Source organism: Massilia sp. Masssp93 (assembly GCF_059491295.1).
In genome coordinates, this window is the sequence record NZ_CP168502.1 from 137,996 (window position 1) to 154,126 (window position 16,131).

Here is a 16,131-nt window from a genome sequence, read left to right on the forward strand (position 1 = left end):
TCATTTTCAAATAGTCACCAGGTGGCGGAATGCGTTAAAGTAGCTACGTTCCATTGCTACAAGAGTCCGTGATGACCGATACCGCCGCGAGCCTGGACCACGCGAACTACCCCTTGCGCGTGCGTGACTTTTATTTGGGGCGCCAGCCTGTGCTCGACCGCAACCAGGCCTTGTACGGTTATGAACTCCTGTTCCGCAGCGCGCGCCAGGGCGAGGCCGACGAGACCGGCCTGACCGCGACGGCCGCGGTGATCGCCCACGCGGCCCAACTGGGGCTCGCGCGCGCGATCGGCGACGCCGCCTGCTTCCTGAACGTGGACGCCGAAGTCCTCGGCAGCGACATCTTCGCCTTCCTGCCGCGCGAGCGCACGGTGCTCGAGATCGTGCCGACCGTCGTGCCGGACGACGCCCTGCTGGCGCGCATGCGCGAGCTCGCGGGCCACGGCTTCCGCTTCGCGCTGGACGGCATCGAAGGCGACAGCCTGCGCCTGCAGCGCCTGTTGCCGCTGGCCGGCTTCGTCAAGCTGGACCTGCGCACCGTGCCGCCCACCCAGTTGCCGAACCTCGTGCGGCGCCTGCACGGCATGGAAAAGACCGTGGTCGCGGAAAAGGTCGAGACGCGCGACGCCTACCAGGCCGCGATGGACCTGGGCTTCGATTACTTCCAGGGCTTTTATTTCGCGCGCCCGTCCGTGCTGGGCGGCCGCAAGCTGTCGCCGTCGCAGCTCGCGGTGGTCGAGCTCATGAACCTGGTGATGTCGGACGCGGACAATGCGGTCATCGAAAAGACCGTCAAACGCGACGTGACGCTCGCCCTGAACCTGCTGCGCCTCGTGAACACGCCGGCCGTGGGCGCGGCCCAGCGCATCGATTCCGTCAGCCAGGCGCTGCTCGTGCTGGGCCGGCGCCAGTTGCAGCGCTGGCTGCAGATCATGCTGTACGCGGAACCGGCCACGCGCGGCCACAACCAGACGCCCCTGCTGATGCTGGCCACCACGCGCGGCCGCCTGATGGAATTGCTGGCCCAGCGCCTGCGTCCCGGCCAGCGTGCCGTCGCCGACATCGCCTTCACGGTCGGCATCATGTCGCTGATGGACGCCCTGTTCGGCATCCCGATGGCCGACATCGTCGAACAGATCCCGGTCAGCGACGAAGTCCGGCAGGCCCTCCTGGGCCGCGCCGGCTTCTTCGGCGAGCTGCTCAAGCTGTCCGAGAGCATCGAGCAGGCCGACGACGACACGGAACTCGTGCTGCCCACGCTGAAGGAGCTGCAGATCTCCGGCGACGACATGATCGAGCTCGAGATGTCGGCGTTCCAGTGGTCCGACTCCGTCGTCCGCTACGCCATCTGACGTCTTCCCGCCGCGCGCGTCCGCGCGCGGCTGTCCAACCATGCGATCCGACGGGAGCCCCATGTCGAATGTGTTGTTGCGTGTTGAAGGTCTCGTGAAATCGTACGGCGCCCGGCGCGCCGTGGACGGCGTGTCGTTCCAGGTGCTGGCCGGCCAGACCGTCGGCCTGCTCGGTCCGAACGGGGCGGGCAAGTCGACCACCGTCTCGATGCTGTGCGGGCTGCTCAGGCCCGACGCCGGCCAGGTGCTGCTGGACGGCCAGGCGGTGACGACGGGAGCGGCAGGCGTCAAGCGCCGCATCGGCCTCGTGCCGCAGGACCTCGCGCTGTACGAGGACCTGTCGGCGCACGAGAACCTGCGTTTGTTCGGCGCCCTGTACGGCCTGAAGGGCAAGGCGCTGAACGAGCGCATCGAACACGTGCTGGGCCTCGTGAACCTCGTCGACCGCGCGCGCGACAAACCGGCCACGTTCTCGGGCGGGATGAAGCGCCGCCTGAACATCGCGGCCGCGCTGCTGCACGATCCGGACTTGCTGATCCTCGACGAGCCCACGGTCGGCGTCGACCCGCAGAGCCGCAATGCCATCTTCGATACGCTGGAGGCGCTGCAGGCGCAGGGCCGGGCGCTGATCTACACGAGCCACTACATGGAAGAGGTGGAGCGCCTGGCCGACCACATCGTCATCATCGACCACGGCAAGGTGCTGGCCGACGACAGCCCGGCCGCGCTGCACCGCAAGCTCGCCGCGAAGGCCCTGCTGCGCGTGGAGCTGGCGCAACCGGCGGGCGCCGGCCTGCTGGACGCGCTGCGCTCCCAGGCCGGCGTGACGGCCCTGGCGAGCGAGGGCACGACCCTCGACATCGGCCTCACCGACAATGCCGACGCCGTGCCGCTGCTCGGCTGGCTGCAGGGGCAGGGCCAGCGCCCCGTGCACTTCGCCACCGCGCGCGCGCGCCTCGAAGACATCTTCCTCGACCTGACCGGTCGCACCCTGCGCGACTGAGACCACGCCAGATGAACACGACCGCCTTCTTCGCCCTGGTCCGCAAGGACCTCATCCTCTACATCTCCGACAAGCGCGCGCTGCTGATGCACCTCGTGCTGCCCATCGTGATCGCCGCGTTCTTCGGTTCCGTGTTCGGCGGCGGCAGCGCCAAGGGCAGCGGCATCGACGTGGCCCTCGTCCAGCAGGACACGAGCGACGCCGGCAACCGCATCGCGGCGGGCCTCAAGGCCGACCCGAACCTGCACGTGACGCCGATGGACATGACGCAGGCCCGGGATGCCGTGCGCAAGGGCAGCCAGGCCGTCGCGATCGTGCTGCCGGCCGGCTTCGCCGAAGCGGCCGGCACCGCCATGTTCTCGAACCAGGACAAGCCGGCCATCCCATTGCTGTACGACCCGTCGCAGCCGGCCGTGCTGGCGATGGTGAAGGGCATGCTGACGCAGCAGGTGATGCAGGTCGTCAGCGCCGAGATGTTCGGCGGACCGCTGGGCAAGAAGCTGACGGCGCGCAGCCTGCAGCAGCTCGACGAGAACAAGGTGCAGGACCCCGCGCTGCGCGACATGCTCGTCGCGGTGCGCAAGTACGAGGACACGCCGCGCGAGGAGGACGCCGGCGCCGCCCGGCCGCGCGGCCTGTCGATGCCGTTCACGACGCACGACGAGAGCCTGGCGAGCGGTCCCGTCGCCCAGGGCTACAACCCGTACGCGCATTCGTTCTCGGGCATGGGCGTGCAATTCATCCTGTTCATGGGCGTGAACATGGGCATCGGCATGCTGCTGACGCGCCGCAGCGGCGTGTGGGACCGCCTGCTCGCCGCGCCCGTCACCTTGACCGAGGTCGTGCTGGCGCGCGCCGCCTCGGCCGCCATCATCGCGTCCTGCCTGCTGTGCGCCATCTTCGTGGTGGCGGTGCTGGGGTTCCACGTGCAGGTAAGCAGCGTGCCGGGCTTCCTCGGCATGGCGATCGGCTTCGGCGCGCTCACGGCCGGCTTCGGGCTGCTCATCGCCGCGTTCGGGAAGACGCCGGAAGCGGCGCGCGGCATCGCCATGTTCGCGACCCTCATCCTCGTGATGCTGGGCGGCGCCTGGGTGCCGTCGTTCATGTTTCCTGCGTGGGTGCAGCAGCTGACGCTCGTCGTGCCGACGCGCTGGGCCATCGCGGGCCTCGATGCGGTGACGTGGCGCGGCCTGGACGCGGCGGCGGCCGCGCCGGCCATCGCCGTGCTGCTCGGTTTTGCGCTGCTGTTCACCGTGGCCGCCGTGTGGCGGTTCCGGCGCGAGCAGGTTTAACGTACGCGATGTGCGAACGATGGTGGGCACAGGGTGCCCACCCTACGGCAGCGGCAATCGTAGGGTGGGCTCCCCGAGCCCACGCGCAGTTCGATCAGAGGTTCGGCATGAGCCGTAGGGTGGGCTCCCCGAGCCCACGCGCAGTTCGATCAGAGGTTCGGCACGAGCCGTAGGGTGGGCTCCCCGAGCCCACGCGCAGTTGGCTCAGAGGTTCGGCGCGAGGTAGCGTTCCACCTCGTCCTTCGGCAGGCCGCGGCGCTTGGCCATGTCGTCGAGCTGGTCCTGCCCGATCTTGCCGACCACGAAATACTTCGACTCCGGGTGCGAGAAGTAGAAGCCCGACACCGCGGCGCCCGGATACATCGCGAACGACTCCGTCAATTCCATGCCGATCTCCTCGGCCTGCAGGGTCTTGAACAGGTCGGCCTTCACGGTGTGCTCCGGGCACGCCGGATAGCCCGGTGCCGGGCGGATGCCGACGTATTCTTCCTTGATCAGCGCTTCGTTCGACAGCTTCTCGTCCGCCACATAACCCCACAGGTCCGTGCGCACGCGCTCGTGCATGTACTCGGCGAAGGCTTCCGCCAGGCGGTCGGCCAGGGCCTTCACCATGATCGACGAGTAGTCGTCGCCTTGCGCCTCGAAGCGCTTCTCGATCTTCTCGGCGCCGATGCCCGCCGTCACGGCGAACATGCCGATGTAGTCGGCGATGCCGGACGATTTCGGCGCGATGAAGTCGGACAGGCACTGGTTCGGGCGCTGCACGCCGTCCACCACCGGCTTGACGCCCTGCTGGCGCAGGCCGTACCAGGTGAACGCGACCTCGCTGCGAGTGTCGTCCGTATAGATCTCGATGTCGTCGTCGTTGACGCTGTTCGCCGGCAGCAGGGCAACGGCGCCGTTCGCCGTCAGCCAGCGGCCGTCGATGATCTTCTTCAGCAGCGCCTGGCCTTCCTCGAACACCTTGGCCGCCGCTTCGCCCACCACCTCGTCGGTCAGGATCGCGGGATACGGGCCGGCCAGGTCCCAGGTCTGGAAGAAGGGGCCCCAGTCGATGTAGCGGGCGAGCGTGCCCAGGTCGACGTTCTTGAAGACGCGGCGGCCGACGAACTTCGGCTTCAGCGGCGCGAACGCCAGCTGCGCCTTGTTGGCGCGCGCCTGCTCCAGGCTCACCATCGGCAGCGCCTTTTTATTGGCGTGCTGTTCGCGGATGCGCACGTAGTCCTCGGCGATCTCGGCGACGTAGCCGTCGCGGGTCTCCGCCGTCACGAGCGACTGGCCCACCGAGACGGAGCGCGACGCGTCCGGCACGTACACGACCGGGCCTTCGTAATGCGGCGCGATCTTGACGGCCGTGTGCGCGCGGCTCGTCGTCGCGCCGCCGATCAGGAGAGGAATGCGGCGGTCGCGGAACCACGGGTCGCGCTGCATCTCGCGCGCGACGTGGGCCATCTCTTCGAGCGACGGCGTGATCAGGCCGGAGAGGCCGATGATGTCCGCGTTTTCTTCCTTGGCCTTCGCCAGGATCTCGGACGCAGGCACCATCACGCCCATGTTGACGATCTCGAAGTTGTTACACTGCAGGACCACGGACACGATGTTCTTGCCGATGTCGTGCACGTCGCCTTTCACGGTGGCGATGACCATCTTGCCCTTCGGTTTCGCGACGATGCCCGTGCGCGCTTCCTCCGCCGCCTTTTCTTCCTCGATGAACGGGATCAGGTGGGCGACGGCCTGCTTCATTACGCGCGCCGATTTCACCACCTGCGGCAGGAACATCTTGCCCTGGCCGAACAGGTCGCCGACGACGTTCATGCCGTCCATCAGCGGGCCTTCGATCACCTGGATCGGGCGGCCGCCTGCGTTCGCGATCGCGGCGCGCGCTTCCTCGGTATCCTCGACGATCCACTGCGTGATGCCGTGCACGAGCGCGTGCGCGAGGCGCTTGCCGACGGGCGCGTCGCGCCACTCGAGATTCTGTTCCTGTTTCGCGCCGCCGGCCTTCAGGGTGCCGGCGAATTCGATCATGCGCTCGGTGGCGTCGTCGCGGCGGTTCAGCACGACGTCTTCCACGCGCTCGCGCAGCTCCGGAGAGAGATCGTCGTACACGCCCACCATGCCCGCGTTGACGATACCCATCGTCATGCCGGCCTTGATGGCGTGGTACAGGAACACGGTGTGGATCGCTTCGCGCGCGGGGTCGTTGCCGCGGAACGAGAACGACACGTTCGACACGCCGCCCGACACCTTCGCATACGGCAGGTGCTCGCGGATCCAGCGCGTGGCGTTGATGAAGTCGACGGCGTAGTTGTTGTGCTCTTCGATGCCGGTGGCGATGGCGAAGATGTTCGGGTCGAAGATGATGTCTTCCGGCGGGAAGCCGACCTTCTGCACGAGGGTGTCGTAGGCGCGCTTGCAGATCTCGATCTTGCGCTCGAACGTGTCGGCCTGGCCCTTCTCGTCGAAGGCCATCACGATCACCGCGGCGCCGTAGCGGCGGCACAGGGTGGCCTGGCGCAGGAATTCTTCCTCGCCTTCCTTCATCGAGATCGAGTTGACGATGGCCTTGCCCTGCACGCATTTCAGGCCGGCCTCGATCACGCTCCACTTGGAGGAGTCGATCATGATCGGCACGCGCGAGATGTCCGGTTCCGATGCGATCAGGTTCAGGAAGCGCGTCATCGCGGCCTGCGAATCGAGCATCGCCTCGTCCATGTTGATGTCGATGACCTGGGCGCCGTTCTCGACCTGCTGGCGCGCGACGGACAGCGCTTCGTCGAACTGCTCGTTCAGGATCATGCGCGCGAACGCCTTCGAACCCGTGACGTTGGTGCGCTCGCCGACGTTGACGAACAGCGAGGTGTCGTCGACGACGAACGGCTCCAGGCCGGACAGGCGCAGCGCGACGGGGATCTCGGGCACGGTCCGCGGCGGGCAATCGGCCAGCAGGGCGCCGATGGCCTGGATGTGCTCCGGCGTCGTGCCGCAGCAGCCGCCGGCGACGTTGACGAAGCCGGCGTCGGCGAATTCGCGCAGCAGGGCGGACGTGTCTTCCGGCAGTTCGTCGAAGCCGGTGTCGCTCATCGGGTTGGGCAGGCCGGCGTTCGGGTAGATGCAGACGAACGTGTCGGCGATCTGCGACAGCTCTTCCGCGTACGGGCGCATCAGGGCGGCGCCCAGCGCGCAGTTCAGGCCGATCGTCAGCGGCTTTGCATGGCGCACGGAGTTCCAGAACGCCGGCACGGTCTGGCCGGACAGGATGCGGCCCGACGCGTCCGTGACGGTGCCGGAGATCATCAGCGGCAGGCGCGGCGTTGCCGGGTGCTCGGTGAAATACTGGTCGATGGCGAACAGCGCGGCCTTGCAGTTCAGCGTGTCGAAGATGGTCTCGACGAGCAGCAGGTCGACGCCGCCCTCGACGAGCGCGTCGACCTGCTCGTAGTACGCCGCGACGAGCTGGTCGAACGTGACGTTGCGCGCGGCCGGGTCGTTCACGTCCGGCGAAATGGATGCCGTCTTCGGCGTCGGGCCGAGGGCGCCGGCGGCGTAGCGGGGCTTGTCCGGCGTCGAATACTTGACGCACGCGGCGCGGGCCAGCTTCGCGGCCTCCACGTTCATCTCGCGCACGAGGTGCGCCATGTGGTAGTCGTCCTGGGCGACGCCGGTCGCGCCGAACGTGTTCGTCTCGATGATGTCGGCGCCGGCGGCCAGGTAGCGCTCGTGGATTTCCTGGATGATCTGCGGCTGCGTCAGGTTCAGCAATTCGTTGTTGCCCTTGACGAACAGCTCGCGCGCCCCACTGGCGGCGGGCGCCGTGAAATCGGCGAAGCGCCCGTCCGGACCGCCGCGGTAGGCCTGCTCGTCGAGCTTGTATTGCTGGATGATCGTGCCCATCGCGCCGTCCAGGATCATGATGCGGCGCGCGAGGATCTCGCGCAACTTGGCTTCGACGGGGGAGGGGGCGTGGACGGCGGTGATCATCGTTGGCTTTCCTGGGGTCTGCTGGAGATAAATATGAGGCGGGTCTGTGATTATACCGTTACTGGCCGAGTTTGTTCCCGGTGCGGCCGGCAGTCCACGGTTCGCTCAAAAAAAGACGGCGTTGTAAAGACGTTTGTAACGCACTGTATCAAAAGCTGCATTGTTACATTGGGATACAAATTGCCGCATATTAGCAATTTCCTGGATACATACAGGGACGACAATTAACTTCATGGAACCGCCGCAGTCGCGGTTTCACGATCAGTACCCGTCCAATCAACGGAATGTGCGGACTGTTGTTCCGCCTCCAAAATGGGAAGAATTGCAATGAACAAAGAATACGTATCCGAGTGGGACCAGCCGGCAGCGCGCAGCGAGGAAAGCGCTCCGGCCAAGACCCACACCGTCGCCGGCGTCAAACAAATCGTCACGATCCGCCTGGATGTGGACATGCTGGAATGGTTCAAGTCGGCCGGTCCTGGCTACCAGACCCGCATCAATCAGGTCCTGCGCGAATACATGGAAGCGAATCGCGTGCGTGCTCAGGGCGAGCAGCACTGATTCCTTGTCAACGTGATGGTCGGGGCACAGCGCCCCGCGGGCCTTCAGGGCCTGATGCCGGAACGGTGTGCCATGTCGGGCATGCGCCCGTAGGGTGGGCGGCCTCCGCCCACCAAACTACATAAGCTCAACAAGCGAAACGAAAAACAGAAGGGCATCATCCGGCGCGAACCGGCTGATGCCCTTCTTTATTGCCGCGTCGTTTTCAGGCGAACGCGAGGCCGTCGAACGAAAAGCCCTTCAGGAATTCGGCCGCCGCCAGGCGCTTGCCGCCCGGCTTTTGCAGTTCCGTCAAACGAAGCGCGCCCGTGCCGCAGGCGACCACGATGCCGTGGGCATCGGCCTGGAGCACCTGGCCCGGCTGGCCCTGGCCATCGACGGGTTGCGCGTTCCAGATCTTGATCGTCGTCGATCCCGCTTGGGCCTGGGCTCCGGGAAACGGATTGAAGGCGCGCACCTTGCGTGCGAGGTCGACGGCCGCCAGCGTCCAGTCGAGCTTCGCTTCTTCCTTGCCGATCTTGGCGGCATACGTCACGCCTTCCTCCGGCTGGGGCACGGCTTCCAATTGACCCTGCGCCATTTTTTGTAGCGCAACGACGATCATGCGGCCGCCGAGGGCCGCCAGCTTGTCGTGCAGGCTGCCCGTCGTGTCCGCGTCGTCGATGGCGATGCGCTCGACGAGCAGCATCGGGCCCGTGTCCAGGCCTTCTTCCATTTCCATGATGGTGACGCCCGTTTCCGCATCGCCCGACTCGATCGCGCGGTGGATGGGCGCGGCGCCGCGCCAGCGCGGCAGAATGGAGCCGTGGATATTGATGCACGGTTTGATGTCGAGCGTGGCGCGGGGCAGGATCAGGCCGTAGGCGGCCACGACCATCACGTCGTACGTCGTCGCCAGCAGGCGCGCGTGCGCGGCCTGTGCCTCGCTGGCGCGCTGCGGGTCCTTCGCATCCATGCGCAGCGACACCGGCTGCAATACCTCGATGCCGTGCGCGACGGCGACCTGTTTCACGGCGGACGCCTGCAACTGCATGCCGCGGCCGGCCGGGCGGTCCGGCTGGGTCAGCACGAGCGGCACCTCGAAACCGGCGTCGAGCAGGGCGCGCAGCGCCACGGCGGCAAATTCCGGCGTGCCGGCGAAGACGACTTTCAGGCCGCTCATGCGCGGCGGGCGGACGAGCGCTGCATGTCGCGCTCTTCCTTCTGCAGCTTCGTCTTGATGCGGTTGCGCTTGAGCGGCGACAGGTATTCCACGAAGACCTTGCCCATCAAGTGGTCCAGCTCGTGCTGGATGCACACCGCCAGCAGGCCGTCGGCCTCGAGCTCGAAGGGCTTGTTATCCTGGTCGACAGCGCGTACCTTGACGCGTGCCGGACGTTCGACGCCGTCATAGATGCCGGGCACCGACAGGCAGCCTTCGTCGTAGACCTGCTTGTCCGGGCTGGACCAGACGATTTCCGGGTTGACGAAGACCAGCAGGTTGTCCTTGGTCTCGGTCACGTCGATGACGACGATGCGCTCGTGCACGTCGACCTGCGTCGCGGCCAGGCCCACGCCGGGGGCGTCGTACATGGTTTCGGCCATGTCCGCCACCAGCTTGTGGAGGCGGTCGCCGAATTCGGTGACCGGCTTGGCGACCTTGTGCAGGCGCGGGTCGGGGTAGCGGAGGATGTTCAGTAAAGCCATGGCTGTGTAGTCGAAGTCGTTCAATAATCGGTATATCGGGGTCCGTCGCGCGATTCAAAGGCTGCACAGGCATAAACGCAACACGCCGTCCCCGCTGCCGGGCACGGTTTGTCTTGCTAGTTCAGGGATTTCTCGGCAGAATTTGATTCAGTAAGGCAACTCTTGCGACCCTTTATGATCCGCTGCGCGGTCGAAGAGTCGTCTGTTTCCTGCTTTGTTGCCGGCCGAGGTGGCGTAGCACTCGTGTCGATACGGCACTTTACGGACTCTCCAATGAAAAATTTTAGCACAGGCGCTGCCCGATCGCTCGCGATCCGTACCGCTGCCACGGCCGCGTTCGCCTTCCTTGCGGCCATTCCGGCGCAGGCCGCCACGACCTGTTCGTTCCGCCCGAACGCGCCCGACCAGCACGTCGTCGTCAAGGGCGATACCTTGTGGGACATTTCCGGCGCCTTCCTCGAGCATCCGTGGTGCTGGCCCCAGGTCTGGGGCATGAACCGCGACGACATCCGCAATCCGCACTGGATCTACCCGGGCCAGGTCGTCTATTTCGACCGCGCCCACGGCCGTCTCACGTTGAACAAACCGGGCACCGCAACGGATGCCGGCGAGCCGCCCGTCGTGCGCCTGTCGCCGCAGCTGCGCACCGACGACCTGGGCGAGAACAACGCCGTGCCCGCGATTCCGGCCGGCGCGATCGAACCCTTCCTGACCCAGCCGCTCGTCGTCGAACAGCAGGCGCTGGCCGGCGCGGCGCGCATCGTCGCCGCCCAGGAAGACCGGCTCTACCTGGGAGAAGGCGACCGCATCTATGTGCGCGGCGCACTCGACGGGGCGACCAGCTTCCAGGTCTTCCGTCCGGGCAAGGAGCTGGTCGACCCGGATACCGACAAGGTCACCGCCTACGAGGCGGCCTATGTCGGCACGGCGCGCCTCGTGAAGGCGGCGGGACCGGGCACGGACGTGCACACCTTCGTCGTCACCAAGTCGGTGAAGGAAATGGGCGTCGGCGACCGCCTGCTGCCGACGCCGCCCGCGCCGCTGCGCAACTACATGCCGCACGCGCCCGCCCGGCCGGTGGTGGCGCGCGTGATGGCCATGGCGTCCGAATCGAATTACGCGGCGCAGAATCAGGTCGTGACTGTCAATCGGGGCACGCTTGACGGACTCGATGTCGGCGCCGTGCTGCAGTTTTATCATCTCGGACAGACCGTGACGGACCCGGAAAGCAAAGGCTTCCTCGGCTTCGGCAAGGCCAGACTGAGGCTCCCGGACGAGCAATACGGCGAACTGTTCATCTTCCGGGTTTTCGACCATGTCGCGTATGGCCTGGTCATGCAGGTGACGGCGCCCGTGCAGATCGGCGACGTCGCGAAATCACCGGAGTAACCCCACCGTGCAGGACACGGACCGTCACCTGGCGCCTGCACCCTCATCCTTCCCGCCGGACCGGCTGGCCGCCTGGCTGCGCCTGGAGCGCAGCCCCGGCGTCGGTCCGCGCGCGGCGGCCACGCTGCTGGCAGCGTTCGGCACCCCTGGCGCCGTGTTCGCCGCCGACTTTGCCGCGCTGGCCGCCCACGTGAGTCCGGCACAGGCGCACGCCCTGCTGCAACCGCCCGCCGACACGACGCGCCGCCTGATCGACGCCACGCTGGACTGGCTGGCCACGCCCGGCCACCACGTCCTCGCGCTGGGCGAACCCGGCTATCCCGAGCTGCTGGCCCGCATCCCCGACCCGCCGCTGCTCCTCTATATTAGAGGGCATGCGCATATACTGGACGGACCGGCCCTCGCCATCGTCGGCAGCCGCAATGCCAGCGTGCAGGGCAGGGCGAACGCGCAGGCGTTCGCGGAAGCGTTGTCCGCAGCCGGGCTGTGCATCGTATCCGGCCTCGCGCTGGGCATCGACGCCGCCGCGCACGAGGGCGCGCTGCGCCGCTGCGGCGGGACCGTCGCCGTCGTCGGCACCGGTCCCGACATTGCCTACCCGGCCCGCAACCGCGCCCTGTGCGAACGCATTGCCCATGAAGGCTGCATCGTCAGCGAATATCCCGTCGGCACGCCGCCGTTGCCGGGCAATTTCCCTAAACGCAACCGGATCATCAGCGGCCTCGCGGCCGGTGTGCTCGTCGTCGAGGCGGCCGCGCAGTCCGGCTCGCTGATCACGGCGCACCAGGCGGCCGAGCAGGGGCGCGACGTGTTCGCGATTCCCGGCTCGATCCACGCGGCGCTGGCCAAGGGTTGCCACATGCTGATTCGCGAGGGCGCGAAACTCGTCGACACGGCGCGCGACGTGCTGGAAGCGCTCGCGCCGTCCCCGCTGCTCGCATTGCAGGCGGCCCGCCTGGCGCCCGGCTTACCCGCCGCAGATATTTCCTTAACGGATAACAAGATCGATAACAGCCCGGAAGCTGATGCCGACGGGCAAGCCGAAGCCGCGCTGCTGGCGGCCCTCGGCCACGACCCCGTCGACCCGGACGTATTGCTGGCCCGGCTCGGCTGGCACCCGGGAGAACTCAGTGCGCGCCTGCTCGTGCTGGAACTGGCGGGGCGTGTCGAACGCCTCCCGGGCGGCCTCGTTCAGAGGATAATCAAGCGATAATTGGGAGGAACACTGCTGGCAAACCCGATAAGGCCGATAAACAACGCTGATGTTTCCGGGCGTTAGTGGCGCACGTGACGCACTTGTGCCGCGAGGAGTTTAGCTGCTACAGTAGCGTCACCATGTTCGACATCCTAGTCTATCTTTACGAGACGTATTACCGTCCCGATGCCTGCCCCGAGCCGGAGGCCCTGGCACGCAAGCTGTCCGCCGTCGGTTTCGACGATATCGAAATTTCCGAAGCGCTGGACTGGTTAAATGGCCTGAGGGAAATGGCCGGGACGACCAATCCCGCGCTCGAATCGAGCGGTACGCGCTTCTATATTGCCCAGGAAGTCGATACGCTCGGCAGCGCCGCCGTCGGCTTCATCCAGTTCCTCGAACTGGCCGGCTTGCTGTCCGCGTCGCAGCGTGAAATCGTCATCGAACGCGCGCTGGCGCTGGACGAATCGCCCGTCACGCTGGGCAAGCTCAAGATCATCGTCCTGATGCTCCTGTGGAGCCAGGGCAAGGAACCGGACGCGCTGATGTTCGATGACCTGTTCGGTTCGGACGAGGAAGACGCGGCGCCGCGCCTGCTGCATTGACAGCGGTACGATCATGAATACGAAAACGGGGCTGCGGCCCCGTTTTTTCTTGCGACAAAGCAAGATCGAGCGTATTTTGCTCGGCAGGATAGGTGGGTTGCCACAATGCGCACGCAGGCAGAGTCTACTTGCGGATTGCGCGGCAACCCGCTTATCATTGGCCGCTACCTGCCAAAGTTACCAATAAGCTAATAATAAGACAACGAGCGGCCGGCTTATCGAGCCGCCCTGATCTATGGCTCATGTATGATGCGCGAGCCAAAGCCAAGAACAAGTACGAGAAACCATATGACCAAAGCCCTCATCATTGCCGAAAAACCCTCCGTGGCGAACGATATCGCCAAGGCGCTCGGCGGCTTTACCAAGCACGATGAGTATTTCGAATCCGACGACTACGTCCTGTCGTCCGCCGTCGGCCACCTGCTCGAGATCGCGGTGCCCGAGGAATACGACGTCAAGCGCGGCAAGTGGAGTTTTACGCACCTGCCGATGATTCCGCCGTACTTCGCGCTGAATCCGATCGCGAAGACGGAGTCGCGCCTCAAAGTGCTGAACAAGCTGATCAAGCGCAAGGACGTCGATACCCTGATCAACGCATGCGACGCGGGCCGCGAAGGTGAACTGATCTTCCGCCTGATCGCCCAGAACGCCAAGGCCAAGCAGACCGTCAAGCGCCTGTGGCTGCAATCGATGACGCCGAACGCCATCCGCGACGGCTTCGCCCACCTGCGCAGCGACCAGGACATGCTGCCGCTGGCCGACGCCGCGCGCTGCCGCTCGGAGGCGGACTGGCTGATCGGCATCAACGGCACCCGTGCGATGACTGCCTTCAACTCGAAAGAGGGCGGCTTCTACCTGACCACCGTGGGCCGCGTGCAGACGCCGACCCTGTCGATCGTCGTCGAGCGCGAAGAGAAGATCAAGAAATTCGTGGCGCGCGACTACTGGGAAGTGCGCGCGGAATTCCGCTGCGCCGCCGGCATGTACGAAGGCCGCTGGCTCGACACCGGGTTCAAGAAAGACGAGAACGACGCCGAGAAGCGTGCCGAGCGCCTGTGGTCGAAGGCGGCGGCCGACGCCATCGTCGCCGCCTGCATGGGCAAGCAGGGCAAGGTCACCGAAGAATCGAAACCGACCACGTCGATGGCGCCCGCGCTGTTCGACCTGACGTCGCTGCAGCGCGAGGCCAACGGCCGCTTCGGCTTCTCGGCCAAGAACACGCTGGGCCTGGCGCAGGCGCTGTACGAAAAGCACAAGGTGCTGACCTACCCCCGTACGGATGCGCGCGCGCTGCCGGAAGACTACCTGGACACCGTCAAGTCCACGCTGGAAGTGTTGAAGGGCAGTTCGAACTATCTGCCGTTCGCCAAGCAGATCCTGGACAAGGGCTGGGTCAAGCCGAACAAGCGCATCTTCGACAACAGCAAGATCTCGGACCACTTCGCGATCATCCCGACGGGCGTCGCGCCGAAGAACCTGTCCGAGCCGGAACAGAAGCTGTACGACCTCGTCACGCGCCGCTTCATGGCCGTCTTCTTCCCGGCCGCGGAATTCCTCGTCACGACCCGCTTCACCGAAGTCGAAGGGCACCAGTTCAAGACCGAAGGCAAGGTCATGACGAACCCGGGCTGGCTGGCCGTGTACGGCAAGGACACGACGGGCGACGACAAGGACGGCGCCAGCCTCGTGCCGGTGGCGAAGGGCGAGCTGGTGAAGGCCGAGCAGGTCAATGCCAACGGCCTCGTCACCAAGCCGCCCGCACGCTACAACGAAGCGACCCTGCTGTCGGCGATGGAAGGCGCCGGCAAGCTGGTCGATTCCGACGAATTGCGCGACGCCATGGCCGGCAAGGGCCTCGGCACGCCGGCCACGCGCGCCGCGATCATCGAAGGCCTGCTGACGGAAAAATACCTGCTGCGCGAAGGCCGGGAGATGATCCCGACCGCCAAGGCGTTCCAGCTGATGACCCTGCTGCGCGGCCTCGGCGTGAACGAATTGACGGCGCCGGAACTGACGGGCGAATGGGAATACAAGCTGTCGCAGATGGAAAAGGGGCTGATGTCGCGCGAAGAGTTCATGCGCGAAATCGCCGAGATGACCGAGATCATCGTCAAGCGCGCCAAGGAATACAACAACGACACGATCCCGGGCGAGTACGCCACCTTGAAGACGCCGTGCCCGAACTGCGGTGGCGTCGTCAAGGAAAACTACCGCCGCTTTGCCTGCACCAAGTGCGATTTCTCGATGAGCAAGGTGCCGGGCGGGCGCCAGTTCGAGATCGAGGAAGTCGAGGAACTGCTGGAGAAGCGCACCATCGGTCCGCTGCAGGGCTTCCGCTCGAAGATGGGCCGGCCGTTCGCCGCGATCCTGCGCATCGTGCGCGACGAGGACATCCACAACTACAAGCTGGAATTCGACTTCGGCCAGGACCAGGACGAGGGCGAGGACGGAGAAGGCGTCGACTTCACCGGTCAGACGCCGCTCGGACCGTGCCCCAAGTGCGCCGGCAATGTCTACGAGATGGGCCTGGCCTATGTCTGCGAACACACGGTCGCCAAGCCCAAGACCTGCGATTTCCGCAGCAGCCGCATCATCCTGCAGCAGGAGATCCTGCCCGAGCAGATGGCCAAGCTGCTGAACGAAGGCAAGACCGACCTGCTGCCGGGCTTCGTCTCGCAACGGACCCGCCGGTCGTTCAAGGCGTTCCTCGTGCGCGGCAAGGACGGCAAGATCAGCTTCGAGTTCGAGGAGCGCAAGGCCAAGCCGGGCGCGAAGCCCAAGGAACAGGCCGAGGAAGGCGATAGCGGCGCGGAAGCCGCCGCCGCCAAGCCGGCCGCACGCAAGACCGCGGCAACGAAGGCCGCCGCGAAACCTGCGGCGAAAGCGGCCACCAAGACGACTGCCGCCAAAAAAGCGCCGGCCAAGCGCGCCACGACGGCCAAGAAGGCGGTCGCCGGCGAATAAGCCACCGTCGTGCCCGCGAAGGCGGGGCCCAAGTTCGGCGTCGCGTTGCCGCCGGCAAAACTTGGGCCCCTGCCTTCGCAGGGGCGACGTGCTTCAGGCGCTT

The 16,131-nt window shown here is 66.1% G+C and carries 11 protein-coding genes; 8 read left to right on the forward strand and 3 right to left on the reverse strand.

Annotated elements, in window-relative coordinates:
- The first annotated feature begins 71 nt into the window (after positions 1–71).
- From ACEN9Q_RS00610 to ACEN9Q_RS00620, 3 genes are all read left to right on the forward strand, one after another.
- Positions 72–1,352 carry an EAL and HDOD domain-containing protein gene (locus ACEN9Q_RS00610; RefSeq protein WP_056448048.1) on the forward strand — a complete coding sequence of 427 codons (1,281 nt, stop codon included), beginning with the start codon at positions 72–74 and terminating at the stop codon, positions 1,350–1,352.
- Between the two features lie 61 nt (positions 1,353–1,413).
- Positions 1,414–2,355, forward strand: a complete 942-nt coding sequence (locus ACEN9Q_RS00615) for an ABC transporter ATP-binding protein (RefSeq protein ID WP_495627017.1) — start codon at positions 1,414–1,416, stop codon at positions 2,353–2,355.
- Between the two features lie 11 nt (positions 2,356–2,366).
- Positions 2,367–3,647 carry an ABC transporter permease gene (locus tag ACEN9Q_RS00620; RefSeq protein ID WP_495627018.1) on the forward strand — a complete coding sequence of 427 codons (1,281 nt, stop codon included), beginning with the start codon at positions 2,367–2,369 and terminating at the stop codon, positions 3,645–3,647.
- Positions 3,648–3,851: 204 nt separating this feature from the next.
- On the opposite strand, the gene metH is transcribed toward ACEN9Q_RS00620, so the two are convergent.
- Positions 3,852–7,628, reverse strand: a complete 3,777-nt coding sequence (metH, locus tag ACEN9Q_RS00625) for a methionine synthase (protein ID WP_495627019.1) — start codon at positions 7,626–7,628, stop codon at positions 3,852–3,854.
- A gap of 327 nt (positions 7,629–7,955) precedes the next feature.
- On the opposite strand from metH, the gene ACEN9Q_RS00630 reads away from it, so the two are divergent.
- Positions 7,956–8,189, forward strand: a complete 234-nt coding sequence (locus ACEN9Q_RS00630) for a BrnA antitoxin family protein (protein WP_056448036.1) — start codon at positions 7,956–7,958, stop codon at positions 8,187–8,189.
- Positions 8,190–8,394: 205 nt separating this feature from the next.
- On the opposite strand, the gene fmt is transcribed toward ACEN9Q_RS00630, so the two are convergent.
- Together fmt and def are read right to left on the reverse strand one after the other, a co-directional pair.
- Entirely contained in the window at positions 8,395–9,342 is a 948-nt protein-coding gene (gene fmt / locus ACEN9Q_RS00635; RefSeq protein WP_495628902.1) for a methionyl-tRNA formyltransferase, read from the reverse strand.
- A 5-nt stretch (positions 9,343–9,347) separates the two neighbouring features.
- Positions 9,348–9,875: a peptide deformylase gene (gene def / locus ACEN9Q_RS00640; RefSeq protein ID WP_056448033.1), complete on the reverse strand. Its 528-nt coding sequence runs from the start codon at positions 9,873–9,875 to the stop codon at positions 9,348–9,350.
- A gap of 273 nt (positions 9,876–10,148) precedes the next feature.
- Here def and ACEN9Q_RS00645 point away from each other — a divergent pair, with 273 nt between their 5' ends.
- The 4 genes from ACEN9Q_RS00645 to ACEN9Q_RS00660 all read left to right on the forward strand — a co-directional run bounded on the left by ACEN9Q_RS00645 (position 10,149) and on the right by ACEN9Q_RS00660 (position 16,028).
- A complete protein-coding gene (locus tag ACEN9Q_RS00645) occupies positions 10,149–11,264 on the forward strand; it encodes a LysM peptidoglycan-binding domain-containing protein (protein WP_495627020.1) in 1,116 nt (371 codons plus the stop codon).
- Between the two features lie 7 nt (positions 11,265–11,271).
- Positions 11,272–12,477 (forward strand): DNA-processing protein DprA, encoded by a 1,206-nt coding sequence (gene dprA / locus ACEN9Q_RS00650; RefSeq protein ID WP_495627021.1) that lies wholly within the window; start codon positions 11,272–11,274, stop codon positions 12,475–12,477.
- Positions 12,478–12,599: 122 nt separating this feature from the next.
- Positions 12,600–13,064 (forward strand): Smg family protein, encoded by a 465-nt coding sequence (locus tag ACEN9Q_RS00655; RefSeq protein ID WP_056448026.1) that lies wholly within the window; start codon positions 12,600–12,602, stop codon positions 13,062–13,064.
- Positions 13,065–13,352: 288 nt separating this feature from the next.
- Positions 13,353–16,028 (forward strand): DNA topoisomerase III, encoded by a 2,676-nt coding sequence (locus ACEN9Q_RS00660; protein WP_495627022.1) that lies wholly within the window; start codon positions 13,353–13,355, stop codon positions 16,026–16,028.
- The last annotated feature ends 103 nt before the right edge of the window (positions 16,029–16,131 follow it).

Excerpts from the sequence above, each read along its gene's own strand:
- ACEN9Q_RS00610 (WP_056448048.1), top strand. The coding sequence starts at position 72 with ATGACCGATACCGCCGCGAGCCTGGACCACGCGAACTACCCCTTGCGC.
- ACEN9Q_RS00645 (WP_495627020.1), top strand. The coding sequence starts at position 10,149 with ATGAAAAATTTTAGCACAGGCGCTGCCCGATCGCTCGCGATCCGTACC.
- ACEN9Q_RS00660 (WP_495627022.1), top strand. The coding sequence starts at position 13,353 with ATGACCAAAGCCCTCATCATTGCCGAAAAACCCTCCGTGGCGAACGAT.
- ACEN9Q_RS00620 (WP_495627018.1), top strand. The coding sequence starts at position 2,367 with ATGAACACGACCGCCTTCTTCGCCCTGGTCCGCAAGGACCTCATCCTC.
- ACEN9Q_RS00615 (WP_495627017.1), top strand. The coding sequence starts at position 1,414 with ATGTCGAATGTGTTGTTGCGTGTTGAAGGTCTCGTGAAATCGTACGGC.
- ACEN9Q_RS00655 (WP_056448026.1), top strand. The coding sequence starts at position 12,600 with ATGTTCGACATCCTAGTCTATCTTTACGAGACGTATTACCGTCCCGAT.
- def (WP_056448033.1), bottom strand. The coding sequence starts at position 9,875 with ATGGCTTTACTGAACATCCTCCGCTACCCCGACCCGCGCCTGCACAAG.
- metH (WP_495627019.1), bottom strand. The coding sequence starts at position 7,628 with ATGATCACCGCCGTCCACGCCCCCTCCCCCGTCGAAGCCAAGTTGCGC.
- ACEN9Q_RS00630 (WP_056448036.1), top strand. The coding sequence starts at position 7,956 with ATGAACAAAGAATACGTATCCGAGTGGGACCAGCCGGCAGCGCGCAGC.